The sequence below is a fragment of the Stutzerimonas stutzeri genome, from assembly GCF_002909485.1.
GTDB classification, from domain to species: domain Bacteria; phylum Pseudomonadota; class Gammaproteobacteria; order Pseudomonadales; family Pseudomonadaceae; genus Stutzerimonas; species Stutzerimonas stutzeri_AH.
The window spans coordinates 423,340-442,719 of record NZ_PPXG01000005.1 but is presented as its reverse complement, the minus strand read 5'-3'; the positions used below and the strand labels follow the sequence as shown (position 1 = coordinate 442,719).

Annotated in this window: 15 protein-coding genes; 8 read left to right on the top strand and 7 right to left on the bottom strand. The window is 59.9% G+C overall.

Features of this window, described 5'->3' with window-relative positions:
• Window positions 1-13: 13 nt before the first annotated feature.
• Entirely contained in the window at window positions 14-565 is a 552-nt protein-coding gene (locus CXK91_RS14775; RefSeq protein ID WP_103456870.1) for a nucleotidyltransferase family protein, read from the top strand.
• A 43-nt stretch (window positions 566-608) separates the two neighbouring features.
• Here CXK91_RS14775 and CXK91_RS22930 read toward each other — a convergent pair whose 3' ends face one another.
• Entirely contained in the window at window positions 609-935 is a 327-nt protein-coding gene (locus tag CXK91_RS22930) for a hypothetical protein (RefSeq protein WP_103456869.1), read from the bottom strand.
• A 284-nt stretch (window positions 936-1,219) separates the two neighbouring features.
• Between CXK91_RS22930 and CXK91_RS14765 the strand changes: the two genes are divergently transcribed.
• Window positions 1,220-1,660, top strand: a complete 441-nt coding sequence (locus CXK91_RS14765; RefSeq protein WP_103456868.1) for a DUF1810 domain-containing protein — start codon at window positions 1,220-1,222, stop codon at window positions 1,658-1,660.
• Window positions 1,661-1,672: 12 nt separating this feature from the next.
• Here CXK91_RS14765 and CXK91_RS14760 read toward each other — a convergent pair whose 3' ends face one another.
• A complete protein-coding gene (locus CXK91_RS14760; RefSeq protein WP_103456867.1) occupies window positions 1,673-2,185 on the bottom strand; it encodes a hypothetical protein in 513 nt (170 codons plus the stop codon).
• A gap of 355 nt (window positions 2,186-2,540) precedes the next feature.
• Between CXK91_RS14760 and CXK91_RS14755 the strand changes: the two genes are divergently transcribed.
• The 3 genes from CXK91_RS14755 to CXK91_RS14745 all read left to right on the top strand — a co-directional run bounded on the left by CXK91_RS14755 (window position 2,541) and on the right by CXK91_RS14745 (window position 6,715).
• On the top strand, window positions 2,541-2,897 hold the full coding sequence (locus CXK91_RS14755) for a rhodanese-like domain-containing protein (protein ID WP_103456866.1): 357 nt from the start codon (window positions 2,541-2,543) through the stop codon (window positions 2,895-2,897).
• 118 nt (window positions 2,898-3,015) lie between these two features.
• Complete coding sequence (locus CXK91_RS14750; RefSeq protein WP_103456865.1) at window positions 3,016-4,158, top strand: mechanosensitive ion channel family protein; 1,143 nt, start codon at window positions 3,016-3,018, stop codon at window positions 4,156-4,158.
• 112 nt (window positions 4,159-4,270) lie between these two features.
• Window positions 4,271-6,715: an acyl-CoA dehydrogenase gene (locus tag CXK91_RS14745; protein ID WP_103456864.1), complete on the top strand. Its 2,445-nt coding sequence runs from the start codon at window positions 4,271-4,273 to the stop codon at window positions 6,713-6,715.
• A 403-nt stretch (window positions 6,716-7,118) separates the two neighbouring features.
• Here CXK91_RS14745 and CXK91_RS14740 read toward each other — a convergent pair whose 3' ends face one another.
• Together CXK91_RS14740 and CXK91_RS14735 are read right to left on the bottom strand one after the other, a co-directional pair.
• A complete protein-coding gene (locus CXK91_RS14740) occupies window positions 7,119-8,720 on the bottom strand; it encodes an ATP-binding protein (protein ID WP_103456863.1) in 1,602 nt (533 codons plus the stop codon).
• Between the two features lie 11 nt (window positions 8,721-8,731).
• Window positions 8,732-9,451, bottom strand: coding sequence for a response regulator transcription factor (locus tag CXK91_RS14735; protein WP_103456862.1), 720 nt, complete (start codon window positions 9,449-9,451; stop codon window positions 8,732-8,734).
• A gap of 715 nt (window positions 9,452-10,166) precedes the next feature.
• Between CXK91_RS14735 and CXK91_RS14730 the strand changes: the two genes are divergently transcribed.
• Both CXK91_RS14730 and CXK91_RS14725 read left to right on the top strand, forming a co-directional pair.
• The gene (locus CXK91_RS14730) at window positions 10,167-13,061 is read left to right on the top strand and encodes a ribonucleoside-diphosphate reductase subunit alpha (RefSeq protein WP_103456861.1); all 2,895 of its coding nucleotides are present in this window, start codon (window positions 10,167-10,169) and stop codon (window positions 13,059-13,061) included.
• A gap of 493 nt (window positions 13,062-13,554) precedes the next feature.
• Entirely contained in the window at window positions 13,555-14,817 is a 1,263-nt protein-coding gene (locus tag CXK91_RS14725; protein WP_103456860.1) for a ribonucleotide-diphosphate reductase subunit beta, read from the top strand.
• Window positions 14,818-14,893: 76 nt separating this feature from the next.
• Here CXK91_RS14725 and CXK91_RS14720 read toward each other — a convergent pair whose 3' ends face one another.
• The 3 genes from CXK91_RS14720 to gcvA all read right to left on the bottom strand — a co-directional run bounded on the left by CXK91_RS14720 (window position 14,894) and on the right by gcvA (window position 18,487).
• Complete coding sequence (locus CXK91_RS14720) at window positions 14,894-15,673, bottom strand: hypothetical protein (RefSeq protein WP_103456859.1); 780 nt, start codon at window positions 15,671-15,673, stop codon at window positions 14,894-14,896.
• Window positions 15,654-17,057: a dGTP triphosphohydrolase gene (gene dgt / locus CXK91_RS14715; protein ID WP_103456858.1), complete on the bottom strand. Its 1,404-nt coding sequence runs from the start codon at window positions 17,055-17,057 to the stop codon at window positions 15,654-15,656. The genes CXK91_RS14720 and dgt overlap by 20 nt, the downstream gene beginning before the upstream one ends.
• Window positions 17,058-17,587: 530 nt before the next feature.
• Window positions 17,588-18,487: a transcriptional regulator GcvA gene (gene gcvA, locus CXK91_RS14710; protein WP_103456857.1), complete on the bottom strand. Its 900-nt coding sequence runs from the start codon at window positions 18,485-18,487 to the stop codon at window positions 17,588-17,590.
• A gap of 117 nt (window positions 18,488-18,604) precedes the next feature.
• On the opposite strand from gcvA, the gene CXK91_RS14705 reads away from it, so the two are divergent.
• Window positions 18,605-19,330 carry an FMN-dependent NADH-azoreductase gene (locus tag CXK91_RS14705; RefSeq protein ID WP_103456856.1) on the top strand — a complete coding sequence of 242 codons (726 nt, stop codon included), beginning with the start codon at window positions 18,605-18,607 and terminating at the stop codon, window positions 19,328-19,330.
• The last annotated feature ends 50 nt before the right edge of the window (window positions 19,331-19,380 follow it).

The following is a 19,380-nucleotide window of genomic DNA, read 5'->3' as shown; positions in this document are numbered from 1 at the left end:
GACCTTGTCGTTCATGCACAGAGCTGCGCAGCTGCGATCAATCATCGCTGCCGATCCGGCAAGGATGCGAATTCTTCATCACGTCAAAGAGCTCGGCTTGCCGGACTGCTGGGTAGCGGCCGGGTTTGTGCGCAGTGCGGTTTGGGATCACCTTCACCGACGCGCCGACTTCACCCCGCTATCAGACATCGACGTCATCTGGTTCGAAGCGCAACTGGCCGATAAAGCCGCGGATGGCGAGATTGAGGCGCGCTTGAGGCGTTCGGACGACTCGCTCGACTGGTCAGTGAAGAATCAGGCGCGCATGCACCTTCGCAACGGTGATCAACCGTACAAATCGACGTCAGACGCGATGGCCCATTGGCCCGAAACGGCTACTGCTGTGGGGGTGCGGCTAAGAAGGGACGGCGAGATCGAGGTCGCAGCGCCGCTCGGCCTGGACGATCTATTCAATCTGATCGTCAGGCCTACAGCGCATTTTCAACGCAAGAAACGACAAGCCTACCTGGATCGTATCGCCTCGAAGAACTGGATCGAGACCTGGCCAAAACTCACCATTCTCTAAGCGTGTCGTTCTCACGGAGAAACACTTCCCTCGAACTCCACCATTAGATGAAAGCTTGCCGAGACACGCCGCGGGGAAGGCGATTTCGCCCTGGCAACTGCTCGAGTCTTTTTTGCCATTCGGCGCGCGGTGACAGGCGTGGAGCCGACTTCAGAGCCTCCGAGCTGGCCGCTGGGGTCGCGGCCGCTTTTGCCGCCGCTCTCAGCTCAGCGAGGGTCGGCGTCTTGCGCACGGGCTCACTAGCCACCTTTTCAACGCTGCGAAGGCAGAGCTTGCAGGAAACCTGGCCGGTAGCCGCGGAGCTGTTCAAGCTCGATCCCGCACGTCCACATGCGACATTCCCATCGACTGGGGAGTAATGAATCACCAACGTATTGCCTCCTAATTTTGGGGGCGCGGATTCTACACCGTCATTCCTCTCGGGCTAGGCACGTGGTGAAAAAAGTTGGCAATGGTATCTGCGGTCAGGTTGCCGCTACAGTCCAGCGCTTGCTCATCCATTATCGCAAACACGCACGGGCTGCGGCCTACCGGGCCTCGCGGAACCAGCGGTAAGTTGCCGCGCCCAATTGCGTCCATACGTCCGCCAGCAGTTGCCGCCCCAGCCGACCTGTAGCAGATTGCGGGGCACCTTCTTCACCAGGACGCCTTCCCATGGCTGACCCGTATGACCTGCAACGTTTCCTCGACGCCCAGCAGACTCAGTACCAGCAAGCACTGGAAGAGCTACGCGCAGGCCGTAAACGCTCGCACTGGATCTGGTTCATCTTTCCCCAGCTGCAGGGGCTTGGCCGGAGCGCCATGGCGCAGCGCTACGCCATTTCGGGACGAGCCGAAGCAGAAGCCTACCTGCAGCACCCGGTGTTAGGACCACGACTGCTGGCCTGCACCGAGGCGGTGCTGAAGCATTGCGCCGATAGCGCGCAGCAGATCCTGGGAAGCCCGGATGACCTGAAGTTTCGCTCCTGCATGACCCTCTTCGCCCAGGCAGCCCAAGACCACGCCCCGTTCGAGCAGGCGCTACAGTCATTCTTCGACGGCCAGGCAGATCCGGCCACGCTGAAACGCCTCAGCAGCGGCGCAGCCATTCACTAAAAGCCCGCCGCCTCAACGCTGGCCGGCAGCGCCACCCGTCGTTCCACCGCTGGCGGCGCCGCCACTGTTGGCTCCACCTGCGCCGTTACCGCTACCTGTTCCGATTCCACCCGGCGGGGTGACGCCGCCCTGATTGGCGTTTCCATTGGCACCACCCGGAGCCGTTTGCGGCTGAGCGGAACCGGGGGCAGGGTTTGCCTCCACGCCCCTATTGGGCTGGCGTACATTTCCCTGTGCGCTCGGCAACCCGGTCCCACCCGGGGGATTTGCAGCGCCCGGAACGTTGGGCTGGGGATTGTAGGCGTCACTCTGAACGCCGCCTCGATTGATGCCCGGCGCCTGCTCCTGCGTGGTGCCCGGTTCGCGGATACGGTTGATATCACGGCCGATCTGCTGGCGATTTTCCTCTAAATCGGCGCCCATCTGATTGCGCTCCTGCTGCAGCGTCATGCCCTCCTGTTGCGCAAACGCAGCGCCAGAAACGGCAGTGAGCAGCAACAATAACGGTAGCTTTGGCTTGTTCATCGGTTGCCCTCCAGTTGATCTACATATGGAAGACAACCGAAAGAACGACGCAGCTCCATCTAACCATCTATTTGCTGGTGTGGAACTTGCTTGCTCTTTTGTCTCTGGGCGAGTGTCCGGCGCGCCTTCATCTCCACAGCTCGCCTTGTGGAAGCTTCGGGCTGTAGCGTCTCAGCCCTTTCGGCAAGGCGACAATCCGCTACACACAAGAATAAAAGGCCATGTCATGCTCAAGCAGAATAAATTTCGGCAGGCGACGCTGATCGTCATTGCCACGGCAGTGATTCTGATCCTGCCCAACCTGACTCGCATATTCAGCTGAGCGCGCCCACCGGCGCGCCGTGAGGAAACACCCATGCGCACGACCGCCGTTTTCCTGTTACTCGCCTTGAGCACCGCCGCAACGGCAGGTGAAATCGAGCAGCGCATCGCCGTCCAGACGTTGCAACGACCCGATGCTGTGCTGATTGATGTGCGTACCGCGGAGGAATTCGCCCAGGGTGCGCTAAAGGGCGCAACGCGCATTGAGACTCCAGACCTTGCAGGTCGAATCGGCACCCTGGTGCCGGAAAAGGATACGCCGGTGGTGGTCTACTGCCGCAGCGGCAGGCGCTCGTCGGCCGCGCAAGAGGTCCTGGAGAAGCTCGGCTACAGCCAGGTGATCAACGCCGGCGCTTATCACGAACTTGCTTCGATATTGCCGAGCAACTGACACCACGGACTGCCTCACCTCCCCCGCCCGACCGCCGACAAGGGAACTTATGAGCAGCAAGGGCCACTGAAAAACGTGGTCTTCGCCGCATCATGCGCACCCTTGTCGGAGGATATGGATGAACTGGGACGCCCTGCTGAACGAGACATTCTGGATCAACCTGGCGATTGTGCTGGGCATCACCATCGCCAGTTACCTGATCCTTCGCACCATTCTGGGCATCGTGACCCGGCGCCTGAGCAAGCTTGCAGTGGGGGCTAAAACCAAGTTTCTCGGGATCGCCGCCGAACTGCTTTCACGCACCAGCAACCTGCTGATTCTGGCCTTTTCGCTGCTTATCGCATTGAAGACGGTCGAACTTTCGCCACGCTGGGAATCAACGATGTCCCACGGCTGGTTCATCGCCCTGGCGTTCCAGTTCGCCCTGTGGATGGACACCGGCGTGCGCCTGTGGATGGAAAGCCTGACCCGCGACGGCAAGGCGCGTAACCCGGTTACCACCACCATCATCGGCATCATGATCCGTATCGTGGTCTGGACCATGATGCTGCTGTCGATCCTCGCCAACCTGGGCGTCGACATCACCGCCATGGTCGCCAGCCTCGGCGTCGGCGGTATCGCCATCGCGCTGGCGGTGCAGACGCTGCTCAGCGACATCTTCGCCTCGCTATCCATCGGTGTGGACAAACCCTTCGAGATCGGCGATTTCGTGGTCTTCGGCGAAGTAGCGGGCAATATCGAACACATCGGCCTGAAGACCACCCGCATCCGCGCACTTAGCGGAGAGCAGGTGGTAATCGCCAATGCCGACCTTCTGCGCCAGATCGTGCACAACTACAAGCGCATGAATACCCGGCGGATCGTCTTCAAGTTCGGCATCACCTACAACACGCCCACCGAGAAGGTGAAAGAGGTGGCAGCGCTGGTGAAACGGATCATCGAAGGCATAGAGGTCGCCAAGTTCGACCGCGCGCATTTCCTCGGTTTCGACGACAGCCAGCTGACCTTCGAGGTCGTCTACATCATGCAAGTCTCGGACTACAACCGGTACATGGACACCCAACAGGAAATCAACCTGGCCCTGCTGGAGGGCATTCGCGAACTGGGTGTGCAGTTTGCCTTCCCCACCCGCAGCGTGGAGTTCATCGGTGGCAGCCTGCCGGAGATCACCGTGGCAGGGGTGCCGCAAGAGAAACCGGCGGCCAATCAGAACGCGGGCGATACCGATGCAGCGGCACGCAGTGCTCAGCCAAACGCCTAAGCCACGCCTGTCGCTGCCGGCTGGCCGGCGGCGACACCTCGCCCCTTCGCGGCAACGGCGCAAGCGCCTATGCTGAAGACGGAAGCTGTTCGAACCTAAAAGGATAAGACCCATGACCCTGCTTTGGCTGTTGGTTCTACTGCTCGGCATTGCCGTAATTGCCCACCTGCGCATATCACCGGTGCCGGCGCTGGTAATCGTCGCCACCTACCTGATCTTTATGACCGCCGCTGATACCTCCGGCGTAGTGGTATTCCTGCTCTGGCTCGTGCTGATTGCAGTAGCGGTACCGCTACTGGTCGCCGACGTACGCCTGAAGTATTTCAGCGGCCCGATGTTCGACTGGTTCAAGAAGGTCCTACCACCCATTTCGGCCACCGAGCGCGACGCTATCGACGCCGGGACCGTATGGTGGGATGGCGAGCTGTTCAGCGGCCGGCCAAACTGGGACACCCTGCTCGGCTATCCGAAGGCGCGCCTGACCGCGGAGGAACAGGCCTTCCTTGACGGCCCCACTGAAACCCTTTGCGCCCTGGTCAGCGAATGGGACATCGCCCAGCGCATGGACCTGCCGCCTGCTGCCTGGGAGTACATCAAGGCCGAGGGTTTCTTCGCCCTGATCATTCCCAAGGAATACGGCGGCAAGGGCTTCTCCGCCTACGCCCACTCCCAGATCGTGATGAAGCTCGCCACCCGCAGCGGCGATCTGGCCAGCACCGTCATGGTTCCAAACTCTCTCGGCCCGGCCGAGCTGCTGATGCACTACGGCACCGACGAACAGCGCAACCATTACCTGCCGCGCCTGGCCAACGGTACCGACATCCCCTGCTTCGCCCTTACCGGCCCCTATGCTGGCTCCGACGCAGGCGCGATGAACGACAGCGGCGTGATCTGCCGCGGCCAGTGGCAGGGCGAAGAAGTGCTCGGCCTGCGACTGAACTGGGAGAAGCGCTACATCACCCTCGGCCCGGTAGCGACGCTGCTAGGCGTAGCGTTCAAGACCTACGATCCGGACCACTTGCTGGGCGATGAGGAAGAACTCGGCATCAGCCTGGCGCTGATCCCACCCGATACCCCCGGCGTCGACATCGGTCGCCGTCACCTGCCTCTCGGCGCCGCCTTCATGAATGGGCCGAACTGGGGCAAGGACGTCTTCGTGCCCTTGGAAGCCATCATCGGCGGCAGCGGCATGATCGGCAAAGGCTGGATGATGCTGATGAACTGCCTGTCGGTCGGCCGTTCCATTTCCCTGCCAGCAACCGGAACCAGTGCGGCCAAGGTCTGCAGTTATGTGGGCGGTCGTTACGCGCAGGTTCGCGAACAATTCAATGTTCCACTGGCGGCCTTCGAAGGTATTCAGGAGCCGCTGGCACGCATCGGCGGTAATGCCTGGCTGATGGATGCGGCGCGCATCCTCACTGCCAACGCTGTCGACCTTGGGGAAAAGCCCTCGGTGCTGTCGGCGATTCTCAAGTACCACCTCACCGAGCGCGGCCGCGACTGCATCACCGACGCCATGGATATCCACGGCGGCAAGGGCATCATCCTCGGGCCAAACAACTATCTCGGTCGACTGTGGCTGTCGGCGCCAATCTCCATCACCGTCGAAGGCGCGAATATCCTCTCGCGCAACCTGATGATCTTCGGCCAGGGCGCAATCCGCTGCCATCCATTCGTGCTACGTGAGATGGAGTTGGTACACGAACCCGATCGCGACGCCGCTGTGAAGAAATTCGACAGCCTGTTGATGCAACACATCGGCTTCGCCGTCAGCAATACCGCCAGCACCCTGCTGCTGGGCCTGAGTTTCGGCCTGATGGGGCGCGTGCCTGGGAACAAGGTTACGCAGCCCTACTTCCGTTCGCTCAACCGCATCGCGGCGGCATTTGCCATGCTGGCCGATCTGTCGATGATGCTGCTTGGTGGCGAGCTCAAGCGTCGCGAGCGGTTGTCGGCGCGGCTGGGCGATGTGCTCAGCCATCTCTACCTCGCTTCCGCGGCACTCAAGCAGTTCCATGACCTCGGCCATCCGGCCGAACAAGAACCGCTGCTGCGCTGGGCGCTGGAGGATTGTCTGGAAAAGGCCGAATCCGCGCTGCAGGACGTGCTCGCCAACTTCCCCAACCGCATCCTCGGGCACCTGCTACATGTGCTGGTCTTTCCGTTCGGCGCACGCCACAAGGGACCATCCGATGTACTGGACGCCGAAGTCGCCGCCCTTCTCGGCCGCCCGGAAGGCGATCCGGCCATGGAGAGCATTCTCAATGGCATGTACCGCCCGCACGATCCAGAGCAGCCACTAGGCGCGTTGAAGCACGCCTTCGAAGCCATCGCCGCCAGCCAGGGCGCGGCGAAGAAGCTAGCCAAGGCGCTCAAAGCTGGCACTGTAAAACTGATCCCAGGCGAAAGCCCGATCGACACAGCCCTCGCGGCCGGCACCATCGACGCTGCCGAAGCCGCGCAATTGCGAGTAGCGGAATTGGCACGACGCAAGGTCATCGACGTTGACGACTTCGCCAAGGAAGAGCTGGAGCTGCAGGAAGGTCGAATCCGCTGACCAACGCCGTCTCTGGACGCTCGCGTAGGGTGGGCTTTAGCCCACCAGCAAGCTCTCACCAATGTGTATCGGTGGGCTGAAGCCCACCCTACGCTTGGTTCCTACACCCACCACATCAGCATTCACGCCAGGGTGCTTGCCACACCCGCACAACTGGAAGCGTGCACATCCCCGTAGGGTGGGCTTTAGCCCACCAGCGGGTCCTAACCAATGTGTACCGGCGGGCTGAAGCCCATCCTACGCTTGGTTCGTGCATCCACCACGTCCAGCGTTCACGCCACGGTGCGCTTACCACTTCCGCGCAACTTGAAGCGTGCACATCCCCGTAGGGTGGGCTTTAGCCCACCAGCAAGCTCTCACCAATGTGTGCCCGTGGGCTGAAGCCCACCCTACGGTACGGCGCTCAGTTCGAGTGTTGCCGCGGCCACACCAGGCTGAAGCGTGCGCCGCCCAGGTCGCTGTGGCCCAGCTGCGAGCGGCCGCCGTGCCAGTAGATGATTCGCCGCACGATGGACAAGCCCAGCCCGTGCCCACCCGAGGCGCGGGTGCGGCTGTCGTCCAGGCGCAGGAACGGGGTGAAGACCTTTTCCCAATCCGCTTCCGGCACGCCAGGGCCGTCGTCGTCCACCTCCAGCCGCACCGATTGCCCTTCGATGGCGAAGCTGACCTGCACCCGACTCTCGGCATGGCGCATGGCATTGGTGATCAGGTTGCTCAGGGCGCGGCGCAGGTACTGCGGCTCCGCCTCAGCCCAGCAGCTGCCATCGGCTGCCGCGACGCAATCTCCGCGGGCAACACTGACATCGGCGCGTAACGGGGCCAACTCGCCGATCACCTGATCGACCAGCGCTCCCAAGTCAACCTGCTGGAAATTCAAGGTCGGCGAGCCACGTTCCAACCGCGAATACACCAGCATCTCGTCGACCAGCGCATCGAGGTCATCGATGTCGCCGTCCATGCCCTCCAGATATTTGCGACGCGCCTCATCGGTCTGCGCCTCGGCAGTCATTTCCAGGCCGAAACGCAGACGTGCAACGGGTGTGCGCAGCTCATGGGCCACCGCGCTGACCATCTCGCGCTGCACCGCCAGCAAGCGTTGCAGATGCCTGGCCATGCCATTGAACGCGGCGGCCAGGCGCCCAACCGAATCGGTGCCGACGTCCGGCACGCGGGTTTCCAGATTGCCAGCGGCGATGCGGGTCGCAGCGCCTTCCAGCACGCCCAGACGCTGCTCCAGCTGGCGCACCAGCAGATACACCGTCAAGCCAATCAGCGACAGGCCGAGCATGCCGATCAACACCAGCAGCTGCGGCGGATAGGGATTCATCTGGTACAGCGGGCCGAGCTGCATGATCCAGCCGGTGCCCGCGATGGCGGCGAACACGCGGATGGCATCGCCGCGATGGGCGAGCGCCATCACCGTGTCGCCCTCGTCCAGGCGCCGGCGCTGGTCGTCATCGAGGTTGGCGCTGTCGCGGGTCAGCAACTCCAGATCGAAGCCAAAACCGCGCGCCTGCTTCAGCTCTGCGAGCCGCTGCGGCTGCTCGGCTTCGGGATAACGGATCAGTTCGTCGATCAGCAGATAGATGGTGGCGCGCGCCAGCTGCTCGCTGAGCTGCTCGACTTCCCCGGTAAGCACCAGCCGATCCTGAGCGCTAACCAGGCTGAATACGGTGGTGCTCTGCGGGCGGATCTGCTCGACCAGCACCTGCCCACGCAGCAGACGCGCTTCCAGCCGGTTGTCCAGGCGAACGTCGTCCAACGTGCGCACCCGTAGTGGAATGCCCAGCAGCCGGCCCCAGAGGTTCGCCGCCTGGCGCCGTTCGATCGGCGTCATGCTGCTCATGTTGTGCGCCATCAGACGGAAGGTGCCGCTGGCCAGGCGCTCGCGGTGATCGTCCGCGCGAACCTGGTTCAGCAGGTGCAGGCCGCCAGCGCCGAGCAGCGCCACCAGCACCAGCACCCCAAGCATGCCGCCATAGATGCGCAGGAAGATCGAATTCATGAGCGGCGGCGCTAAACCATCGCCACGGCAGCTTCGGAAACGAACAGATAGCCCTTGCCGCGCACCGTCTTGATCAGCCGCGGGTGATCGGGATCGTCACCAATCTTCGGGCGGATACGCGAGATACGCACATCGATGGAGCGGTCCTGGCCGTCGTACTCGATGCCGCGCAGCTGGGCGAAGATTTCTTCACGGGAAAGGATGCGGCCCGGGTTGGAGGTCAGCAGCCAGAGCAGATCGAATTCGGCGCCGGTCAGTTCGATCTGCTGTTCGCGCAGCCAGGCTTCGCGCAACGCACTGTCGATCACCAGCGGCCCGAACTGAAGGCGCTTGCTGTTGGCAGGCGTCTCAGGCACCTCCCGGCGACGCAGCAAGGCGCGGATGCGCGCCAGCAACAGACGCGGACGTACCGGTTTGCAGACATAGTCGTCGGCGCCAGTTTCCAGCCCCATCACCTGATCCAGGTCGTCGGCCCGCGCGGTGAGCATGAGAATCGGGCCATCGTAGCGATCACGCACCTGCCGGCAGATCGACAGGCCATCCTCGCCGGGCAGCATCAGATCGAGCACCACCAGGTCCGGCCGCTCCTCGATGATGCGTGCAGCAGCGCAAGCACCGTCCGACTCGATCGACACCTCGAAGCCACCGTTGCTCTGCAGGTATTCCTGCGTCAGCTCAGCCAGCCGCCGATCGTCCTCGACGATGAGAATCCGCCACGTCTCTTGCTCCATCCCCGCCCCCTGTCAGCCCGTCAGGCCACAAACCGAACAGCGCGCATTGTACCCAACGCCCGCCAGGTACGATGCACAAAAAGCGGGCAACGGCAAACACTACATGTAGTGTCATCGTCCTTTGAGAAAATATGCCCGACGGCGCGTATTTCGTCGGCATTCAGGCAAGCGCCGGAACCATGCGGGCTGCGGCCGGGCGCCGCACTTTCACCCACAAACCGCACACACCTTATCCACAGGTTATCCCAGCCACGCGCCTTGCATTGGCCCTGAGCCAGCATTATCTTGTCGCCCCTGCGCGCCGTAGCCCCTAGATGTTGGGCCTACGCACGCTAAGCAACACAATCGACACATATCGAAGGGGCCAGCGCACGGCGCGCCTCTCACCGCTCTGCAACACCGTCGGCAGCCACAGGTCAAGCATAAATGCACGCCTTCGACAGTCGTCATCCTGACTCCAAGCCCGCATCTACCGCTGTGCCAGGAGCCCAGACAAAACACAACATATTGTGTTGACAGTTTTTCCAGCCTGACTATCCTTCCGGCATCGACTTAGCTCGTTAGCGGCTGAGTCAGGGCTATTCCTTGCGACACCGTCATGTCCTGCGATGCGGGGCACGGCTCATGCAACACTCATGCAACAACAGACGCCCGGGCGCGACCACGCCCGCGCAGACAGAATCAGAACGCGATCAAAATAGAATCCGGAGCCCCCATGCAGAACCAATCCACTCGCGAGAACCCGCTGTCAGCCGATGCACCGGATCTGGCGGCTACCGCCCCGGGCCAGCTGCGCGTGATCAAGCGCAACGGTACCGTCGTCGCCTACACCGACGACAAGATCACCGTAGCCATCACCAAGGCGTTTCTCGCAGTGGAAGGCGGTAACGCTGCCGCTTCCTCGCGTATTCACGACACCGTCGCGCGCCTGACCGAGCAGGTCACCGCCACCTTCCGTCGTCGCATGCCCTCGGGCGGCACCATCCATATCGAAGAAATCCAGGACCAGGTCGAACTGGCCCTGATGCGTGCCGGCGAACAGAAGGTCGCGCGTGACTACGTGATCTACCGCGAAGCCCAGGCCGTCAAGCGCAAGAGCGCCAGCGACAGCAGCGACATCGCCCAGCCGCACCCGAGCATCCGCATCAAGCGTGCCGACGGCAGCCTGGCGCCGCTGGACCTGGGCCGTCTGAACACCATCATCACCGAAGCCTGCGAAGGCCTCGAAGAAGTCGATGGCGCACTGATCCAGAAAGAAACCCTGAAGAACCTCTACGACGGTGTCGAGCAAACCGACGTCAACACCGCCCTCGTGATGACCGCCCGCACCCTGGTCGAGCGTGAGCCGAACTACTCCTACGTTACCGCTCGCCTGCTGATGGACACCCTGCGCGCCGAAGCCTTGAGCTTCCTGGAAGTCGCCGAGTCCGCCACCCATCACGAAATGGCCGACCTCTACGCCAAGGCGCTGCCGGCCTATGTGGAAAAAGGCGTGCAGTTCGAACTGCTCGACCCGCGCCTGAAGGAATATGACCTGGCCAAGCTGGGCGCCGCGATCAACCATGAGCAGGACCAGCAGTTCACCTATCTCGGCCTGCAGACCCTTTACGACCGCTACTTCATCCACAAGGACAACGTCCGCTTCGAGCTGCCGCAGATCTTCTTCATGCGCGTCGCCATGGGCCTGGCCATCGAGGAAGAAAACCGCGAAGCCCGCGCCATCGAGTTCTACAACCTGTTGTCGTCCTTCGACTACATGGCCTCCACGCCGACCCTGTTCAACGCTGGCACCCTGCGTCCGCAGCTGTCCTCGTGCTACCTGACCACCGTGCCGGACGACCTGGGCGGCATCTACGACGCCATCCGCGATAACGCCCTGCTCTCCAAGTTTGCCGGCGGCCTGGGCAACGACTGGACTCCAGTGCGCGCACTGGGCGCCTACATCAAGGGCACCAACGGCAAATCCCAGGGCGTCGTGCCCTTCCTGAAAGTGGTCAACGACACCGCCGTCGCGGTCAACCAGGGCGGCAAGCGCAAGGGCGCGGTCTGCGCCTACCTGGAAACCTGGCACCTGGACATCGAGGAATTCCTCGAGCTGCGCAAGAACACTGGTGACGACCGTCGCCGTACCCACGACATGAACACCGCCAACTGGATTCCGGACCTGTTCATGAAGCGCGTCTTCGACGACGGCAAGTGGACCCTGTTCTCGCCAAGCGAAGTACCGGACCTGCACGACCTCACCGGCAAGGCCTTCGAGGAGCGCTACGAGTACTACGAAGCCCTGATCGAATACGGCAAGATCAAGAACTACAAGACCCTGCAGGCCAAAGACCTGTGGCGCAAGATGCTCTCCATGCTGTTCGAAACCGGCCACCCATGGCTGACCTTCAAGGACCCGTGCAACCTGCGCAGCCCGCAGCAGCACGTCGGCGTGGTGCACAGCTCCAACCTCTGCACCGAGATCACGCTGAACACCAACAAGGACGAGATCGCCGTCTGCAACCTGGGCTCGATCAACCTCCCGCGCCACATCGTCGACGGCAAGCTGGACACCGCCAAGCTGGAGCGCACCGTGCGCACCGCCGTGCGGATGCTCGATAACGTCATCGACATCAACTACTACTCGGTGCCGCAGGCGAAGAACTCCAACCTCAAGCACCGCCCGGTGGGCCTGGGCATCATGGGCTTCCAGGACGCGCTGTACCTGCAGCACATCCCTTACGGTTCCGACGCCGCCATCGACTTCGCCGACAAGTCCATGGAAGCGGTCAGCTACTACGCCATCCAGGCCTCCTGTGACCTGGCCGACGAGCGTGGCGCCTACGAAACCTTCCAGGGTTCGTTGTGGAGCCAGGGCGTCCTGCCGCTGGATTCGCAGCAGATCCTCATCGAAGCGCGTGGCCAGAAGTACATCGACGTCGACCTGACCGAGTCCCTGGACTGGGCCCCGGTACGTGCCCGCGTCAAGAATGGCATCCGTAACTCGAACATCATGGCCATCGCGCCGACCGCGACCATCGCCAACATCACCGGCGTGTCGCAGTCCATCGAGCCGACCTACCAAAACCTGTACGTGAAATCGAACCTCTCGGGCGAATTCACCGTGATCAACCCCTACCTGGTTCGCGACCTCAAGGCGCGCGGCCTGTGGGACGCGGTCATGATCAACGACCTCAAGTACTACGACGGTTCTGTACAGCAGATCGAGCGCATCCCGCAGGAGTTGAAAGACCTCTACGCGACCGCCTTCGAAGTGGAAACCAAGTGGATCGTCGACGCCGCCAGCCGCCGCCAGAAGTGGATCGACCAGGCTCAGTCGCTGAACCTCTACATCGCCGGTGCCAGCGGCAAGAAGCTGGACGTGACCTACCGTATGGCTTGGTACCGTGGCCTGAAAACCACCTACTACCTCCGTGCCCTGGCCGCGACCAGCACCGAGAAGTCCACCGTCAGCACCGGCAAGCTCAACGCCGTGTCCAGCGGCAATGGCGACGGCTTCAGCGCCGCGCCGGCCAAGGCCGCGCCAGCCCCGGAAATGTCCGCCGGCCCGGCACCGGTACCGAAGGCCTGTGCCATTGATGAACCGGATTGCGAAGCCTGCCAATAAGGAGCCTGGCCGACGCACGAATCTGAGCGGGCCGCGCGTTGTTGTCCGCCAAGCCGGCCCCCATCACGTACAGCTGTACGCTCAGGGGCTCCGACTTGGCAGACGCCTAGCGCTGCCTCGCTCCGGAAACCGCTTGCACCGTGCTGCTGCTGAAAAGCGATGCTCTTTTTGTAGGAGCGAGGGGGACGCCTAGTCGGGGACGCCTAGCCTTGCTCGCGATCCACTACTCGCCAACGCAGGGGGCTGGATCGTTAACCAAGTCCGAAGCCACCTCAAATCCTGTCCCCTCGCCCCTTTGGGGAGAGGGCTAGGGTGAGGGGCAGCCCACCAGACAACACCAAGGCCGGGCCCAAACCCCGACCTGATACAGAACACAAAGGGCGCAGGGCACCACCACCCTCCCCTAACCAAAACATCCGCTTTTGCGTGCAAACCAAAAGCAACCATACATACCGACCGGCCAAACCCGGTCCCCGATCAGGAGCTATCGCACATGCTGAGCTGGGACGAATTCAACGAAGAAGAAACCACCACCGCACCAGGCATCGCCACGCCGGCCGCCCCAAAAGCCACTGCGGCCAGCAACGAAACACCGGTCAAGCTCGACCAGGACGCCGCCGGCTCCGTCGAAGAAGCCCGCGCCGTTGCCGCCAGTGACTCCGACGCCATCGCCCGTGCCAAGCGTGCACTGGACGAGCTAGACGTACAGGAAGGCCTCCACGACCTGGAAGGCGAATCGGCCCGTGTGCGCGTCGACGAGAAGCGCATGATCAACGCCCGCGCCGACCTCAACCAGCTCGTACCCTTCAAGTACGACTGGGCCTGGCAGAAGTATCTGGATGGTTGCGCCAACCACTGGATGCCGCAGGAAGTGAACATGAACGCCGACATTGCCCTGTGGAAGAGCAAGGACGGCCTCAGCGAAGACGAGCGCCGCATCGTCAAGCGCAACCTCGGCTTCTTCTCCACCGCCGACAGCCTGGTCGCCAACAACCTCGTGCTGGCCACCTACCGCCTGATCACCAACCCCGAGTGCCGCCAGTACATCCTGCGTCAGGCCTTCGAAGAGGCGATCCACACCCACGCCTACCAGTACTGCATCGAATCGCTGGGCATGGATGAAGGCGAGATCTTCAACATGTACCACGAGATCCCGAGCGTCGCGAAAAAGGCCAGCTGGGGTCTCAAGTACACCCGTTCCATCTCCGACCCGACCTTCCAGACCGGCACCCCGGAGACCGACAAGCAGTTCCTGCGCAACCTCATCGCCTACTACTGCGTACTCGAAGGCATCTTCTTCTACTGCGGCTTCACCCAGATCCTCTCCATGGGCCGCCGCAACAAGATGACCGGCACCGCTGAGCAGTTCCAATACATCCTGCGTGACGAGTCCATGCACCTGAACTTCGGCATCGACATGATTAACCAGATCAAGATCGAAAACCCGCACCTGTGGGACGCCGAGATGAAGGACGAAGCGACCCAGATGATCCTCCAGGGCACCCAGCTGGAAATCGAATACGCCCGCGACACCATGCCCCGTGGCGTCCTCGGCATGAACGCCGCGATGATGGAGGACTACCTCAAGTTCATCGCCAACCGTCGTCTGACGCAGATTGGCCTGAAGGAAGAGTATCCGGGCACTACCAACCCGTTCCCGTGGATGAGCGAGATCATGGATCTGAAGAAGGAGAAGAATTTCTTTGAGACGCGGGTGATTGAGTATCAGACGGGTGGGGCGTTGAGTTGGGATTGATGGCCAAGCCAAACCAGTAACTAATTGCGAGCAAAAAGGCCCTGTTTTCAGGGCCTTTTCATTGAATCTTAAACCATCACTGATCAAAGGCTAGCGACAAGTTCCTACCCTTTAGTGAAACAGGGCTTCCAAACAAATCCTCCCGTAAAGAAAGAATCTCCTCTCTAAAAGTGTAAAAATCGAACTCAGACAAATAAATCTTACCGAACAACTCAATCTGAGCCGCAACTACCTGACCTGACGTCCACCTTGGAAGCTCGCGCTTTAAATATTTCAGCACCCTAGGCATTAATATTTTTGCGCGCTTATCACAAATGGCCCGAATCACTCGAATCAAAACCCCTACTTGATTGGGGTTCTCAGTCAAAACAACTTCAAGCTCGCCCATCCTTAAACAATCCAAATAAGCCGGACATGAAATTATTTGCTTATCCTTGAAAGAGAAGGCCACAGCATCCCAGTTCATAACAGTGGTCAGAAGCAAACTCTCACGCCCCTCATACAGAACGTAGCCGTGCTTGAACGCCCAAGTTTCACGAATAGACCAAACATCCACCGCCCAGCCGCCAACCTCCACCCTATACCCACCAAATTTATTTCTATTAAAGACCGCATTTTCAGCAGCAAAGAAGTCTGAAAGATCTGTAACAGAGCAATCTACAACCAAGTCGATATCAGAGTTAAATTTTTTTGCCCCAAAAAGCGCAATATCTCTCAACACCCCACCAAAAACCAAAACCTCACCAAGCGAGGAAAGACGCCCAATGAAATTTGCGACATCAGATCTTTTTGGCGACTCAAAAAATCGTATTACTCGCTTTTTGAAGGCCTGACGATTAGCAGCAATGTCGATCATAAAGAGGCTTTAGCTCTGAGTGTAGCGCAATCAAATAACTGTCAGTCATTCCGGAAACTGCATCAGCCAAAAGCTGCGCCTCCTTATAGCTCGTCGACAATTTATTAGATGGGTCTGAGAAAATACGCCTATAGCTCTCAGATATCCTTGAGTAAACATACTTACCGAATGGCGTATTTGACTCATAACTTTCATCAAGTCGCCCATGAATACCAACCCACAACATATCCATAGTTTCTTCAATGTAATTATTACCACGCAACTCCAACTCAAGCACACTTTTATGCTTGAATCCGTATGCCAGATCGAAGCTTTTTAATACTTTGCAAAAGTTCCCAGCATCAGAAACCGCTATCAATCCCTTATAAACCTGCTCCCCATCTAAAAACCGTTTAGACAGTTCAGAAAACTTTTCTACAACAGCCTTAACCATTGCCGTAATAGCATGAACGCGGAACATTTGCATTGAGCAGTCGTTTAGCTCTTGCGGACTTAGTGAGCCCTTTTCAAAATCCGAACTATGCTCTTTAGCACAGGCGATAACGCCAGCAGCTATTGCATCATAGGTACAGTTCTTTTCCAAATATCTCAACAGATCATAGTATGAAGCCAATCCTTTTTTGACCGTATCCTCAGCATCCAAAACTGAATACGCAATATCATCACAAGCTTCCATTATATAAGTTAGCGGATGCCTAATCCCTTCAGAGAGCCCAGTAGCCTGCCAAACCTCACCAACTATCTCTTTCTCAGACTTAAAGAACCCTTGCTTTTTCCATTTCTCCTTAGATACATTTTCTGTCGATACAGGATACTTTAATAATGCCGCAAGCGTCGCATAGGTCAAATTAAGGCCAAACTGATCATTCAATATTTGTAATTTTGTTACAAGGCGAACCGTCTGAGCATTTCCATCAAAATTCAAGAAGTCATGGGAGTCCTCGGTTTCACCTCCAAAAACCCCTTCTTTATTTTTAGAAAACCAGCTCCTAATTGAATACTCCCCTTGATGTCCGAAAGGTGGATTACCCAAATCATGAACAAGCCCTATCGCCGCCAATAAAGCAGGAATACTGCGCTGAATAAATTCACTTGTACCAGCACCTTCAAAAAGACTCGCTTTCTCGTATACCAAACGTAAGCCTATACTTCTTGCTAAAGTGGCCACTTCATGCGAGTGGGTAAGCCTAGTTCTTACGCTATCATTTTTATCTAAAGGGAATACTTGAGTTTTATCAGCTAAACGCCTCGTTGGAGCCGAAAAAAGAATGCGATCATAGTCTCGTTCGATTTCGAATCTACCATTGGCGGTAGCGGACACCCCACCCGATTTTAGCTTATCTTTCCGTCTCCCTTGATTTAAAAGCCGATTCCAACTGAGCATATGAGATCCTTCATTCCTTAATTTAAAACACGTGACAAGTATAATACTGAAAATAAATGGCTTGCGAGTGCCTATAATAAAAAGAAGGACTTCTCTTCCCTTTCCCTTCGTTCCTCGCTCGGCGTACATGCCTCGCGTCCTACGCAGTACTCCAGTCAGCCTCCTAACGAGGAGCCGAGTTCGCGCCACCTTCTAATCTTTTGGTTCAATTATTTCTTCTGTACAGACCGGCAGGCGACACCAACCGCCCCTTCAGGAGGGCGAGTGGAATCGCCGTGGAAGGGGTTCAGCGGCATGGATGCCGCGAGAGCCGCGATGGGCCAGGGATGGCCCTTCGCGGTGTGCCCCTGGAATGGCGATGGAGCAAACGAACCCGGAGCGAAGCGCAGGGCCGGATGCAGGGGCAAGCCTTTTTGGCTCCTTTTGGCGGGGCCGGCCATCCGGGCGACTGGGACCCGCCCAGCAGGGCGGAACCAATGTATCAAGCAGCTCGGAACCAGCAGCGGCACGGACGCAAACAACCAGCGAAGCTACAACTCACACAACCCACCCGGCACCTTCATCACCCACTCCCTCACCGCCCGTACCGTCGGGTCATCCCGACGGCTCTCTGGATAAACCAGGTGAAACGGCTTGCCTTCCATCTCCGGCCCGAACGGCTGCACCAGCCGCCCTTCCCTCAGTTCATCCTCGATCAGCTGCCGACTCATCAGCGCCACACCCTGCGCACCGATGGCGGCGGAGATGGCATGGGTCTCGTCGGAGAAGACCAGTCCGGCGCTGACGTCCAGCCCCGGCACGTTGGTGAGCTTTTGCCACGACGCCCAATGGATCGGCGCGGACAAGGCGGCTTGCGCGCGGAAGTGAATCAATGGGTGTTTGGGCAGCTCGGTTACATCCCGCAAGCCGAGGTGCGGGCTGCAAACCGGGACGAAGGTGTTATCGAACAGCTTCTCTGCCACCAGCCCCGGCCAGCGGCCGTCGCCGTAGCGGATGGCGATATCCGCCGTGACGCCATCCAGCGCCACCGGCTCATGGGAGGTATGGAAGCGCAGGTCGATATCCGGATGGGAATCGCGCAGCAAGCAAACCCAGGGCACCAACCAGCGCACCGCGATGGCCGGCGTGGTACTGAGGGTGATTGCCTGGCGACGAGGCGCCGCGCTGAGGCGTTCGACCGTAGCGCTGATGCTGTCGAACGCGGCTTCCAGCGTCTGTTGCAGCTCGCGCCCCTGGTCGGTCAATTCCAGCTTTCTTGGTTTGCGCAGGAACAGCGCCACACCGAGGGATTCCTCCAGCGAACGAATCTGGTGGCTGATCGCCGTGGCCGTGACGGACAGCTCCTCGGCGGCCTGCTTGGCGCTCTCGTGGCGGGCGGCGGCTTCGAAGGCCCGCAGCGCAGAAAGCGAAGGTAACCGACGGTGCGCCATGGCTGAGTTTCTCTCATCTGTAGTTGGAAAAAATGGTCGTTTGTCGCTCGCATAGCCTAGCCCTAGGCTGGATTTACCGCGAACGACAGATGAATTCAATGACAGAGGAGACTCACCATGACGCACCTTCTGCACCTCGATGCCAGCGCCCGCCCCGGTCTTGCCGGCAAGGACGAGCACGGCTCCCACAGCCGTAACCTCACCCATCGCTTCGTCAGCCAGTGGGCGGCCCGCCGCGCGCAGGACGGCATCGTCTACCGGGATATTGGCCAGAACCCGCCCTCCTTTATCAGCCATGACTGGATCGCCTCCAGCTTTACGCCGGAAGAACGCCGTGAGCCGTGGATGCGGGACACGCTGGCGGAAAGCGACCGGCTGGTGGATGAGCTGATAGCCGCCGATGTACTGGTCATCGGTACGCCGCTCTACAACTTCGGCATGCCCGCGGCGTTGAAGGCCTGGATTGACCAGATCGTGCGCCCAGGCCGGACGGTCGAGGTCGACGAAAGCAAGTTGCCCGACCCGTACGTGCCGCTGCTGGCGGACCGGCCAAGGCATGCAGTCATCCTCAGCGCCCGGGGCGGCATCGGCTTTGGTCCTGGTGGGGAGATGGCGCACATGAATCACCTGGAGCCGAACCTGGTGACGGCGCTTAATTTCATCGGGATCACCCGCATTCACCAGATTGCGATTGAAGGTCAGGAAACCGGTGGCGAGGTACTGGCCGCCTCGGTGGCCGAGGCGCTGCGCCAGGTGGATGCGCTGGTGACGAAGCTGCAGGCATCACTCGACACGCCCCCTCTCCATGCGCGGGTAAGGGAGGCGGAGTTCGATCAGGCGTAAGGCGAGTAACGCGTGGAAACGGCTTCGCGTTCCACGCTACGCTCCGGGGT

Excerpts from the sequence above, each read along its gene's own strand:
- CXK91_RS14740 (WP_103456863.1), bottom strand. The coding sequence starts at position 8,720 with ATGAATTCGATCTTCCTGCGCATCTATGGCGGCATGCTTGGGGTGCTG.
- CXK91_RS14720 (WP_103456859.1), bottom strand. The coding sequence starts at position 15,673 with ATGATCGACATTGCTGCTAATCGTCAGGCCTTCAAAAAGCGAGTAATA.
- CXK91_RS14760 (WP_103456867.1), bottom strand. The coding sequence starts at position 2,185 with ATGAACAAGCCAAAGCTACCGTTATTGTTGCTGCTCACTGCCGTTTCT.
- CXK91_RS14750 (WP_103456865.1), top strand. The coding sequence starts at position 3,016 with ATGAACTGGGACGCCCTGCTGAACGAGACATTCTGGATCAACCTGGCG.
- CXK91_RS14755 (WP_103456866.1), top strand. The coding sequence starts at position 2,541 with ATGCGCACGACCGCCGTTTTCCTGTTACTCGCCTTGAGCACCGCCGCA.
- CXK91_RS14775 (WP_103456870.1), top strand. The coding sequence starts at position 14 with ATGCACAGAGCTGCGCAGCTGCGATCAATCATCGCTGCCGATCCGGCA.
- CXK91_RS14730 (WP_103456861.1), top strand. The coding sequence starts at position 10,167 with ATGCAGAACCAATCCACTCGCGAGAACCCGCTGTCAGCCGATGCACCG.
- CXK91_RS14705 (WP_103456856.1), top strand. The coding sequence starts at position 18,605 with ATGACGCACCTTCTGCACCTCGATGCCAGCGCCCGCCCCGGTCTTGCC.
- CXK91_RS14725 (WP_103456860.1), top strand. The coding sequence starts at position 13,555 with ATGCTGAGCTGGGACGAATTCAACGAAGAAGAAACCACCACCGCACCA.
- CXK91_RS14735 (WP_103456862.1), bottom strand. The coding sequence starts at position 9,451 with ATGGAGCAAGAGACGTGGCGGATTCTCATCGTCGAGGACGATCGGCGG.
- CXK91_RS14765 (WP_103456868.1), top strand. The coding sequence starts at position 1,220 with ATGGCTGACCCGTATGACCTGCAACGTTTCCTCGACGCCCAGCAGACT.
- gcvA (WP_103456857.1), bottom strand. The coding sequence starts at position 18,487 with ATGGCGCACCGTCGGTTACCTTCGCTTTCTGCGCTGCGGGCCTTCGAA.
- dgt (WP_103456858.1), bottom strand. The coding sequence starts at position 17,057 with ATGCTCAGTTGGAATCGGCTTTTAAATCAAGGGAGACGGAAAGATAAG.
- CXK91_RS14745 (WP_103456864.1), top strand. The coding sequence starts at position 4,271 with ATGACCCTGCTTTGGCTGTTGGTTCTACTGCTCGGCATTGCCGTAATT.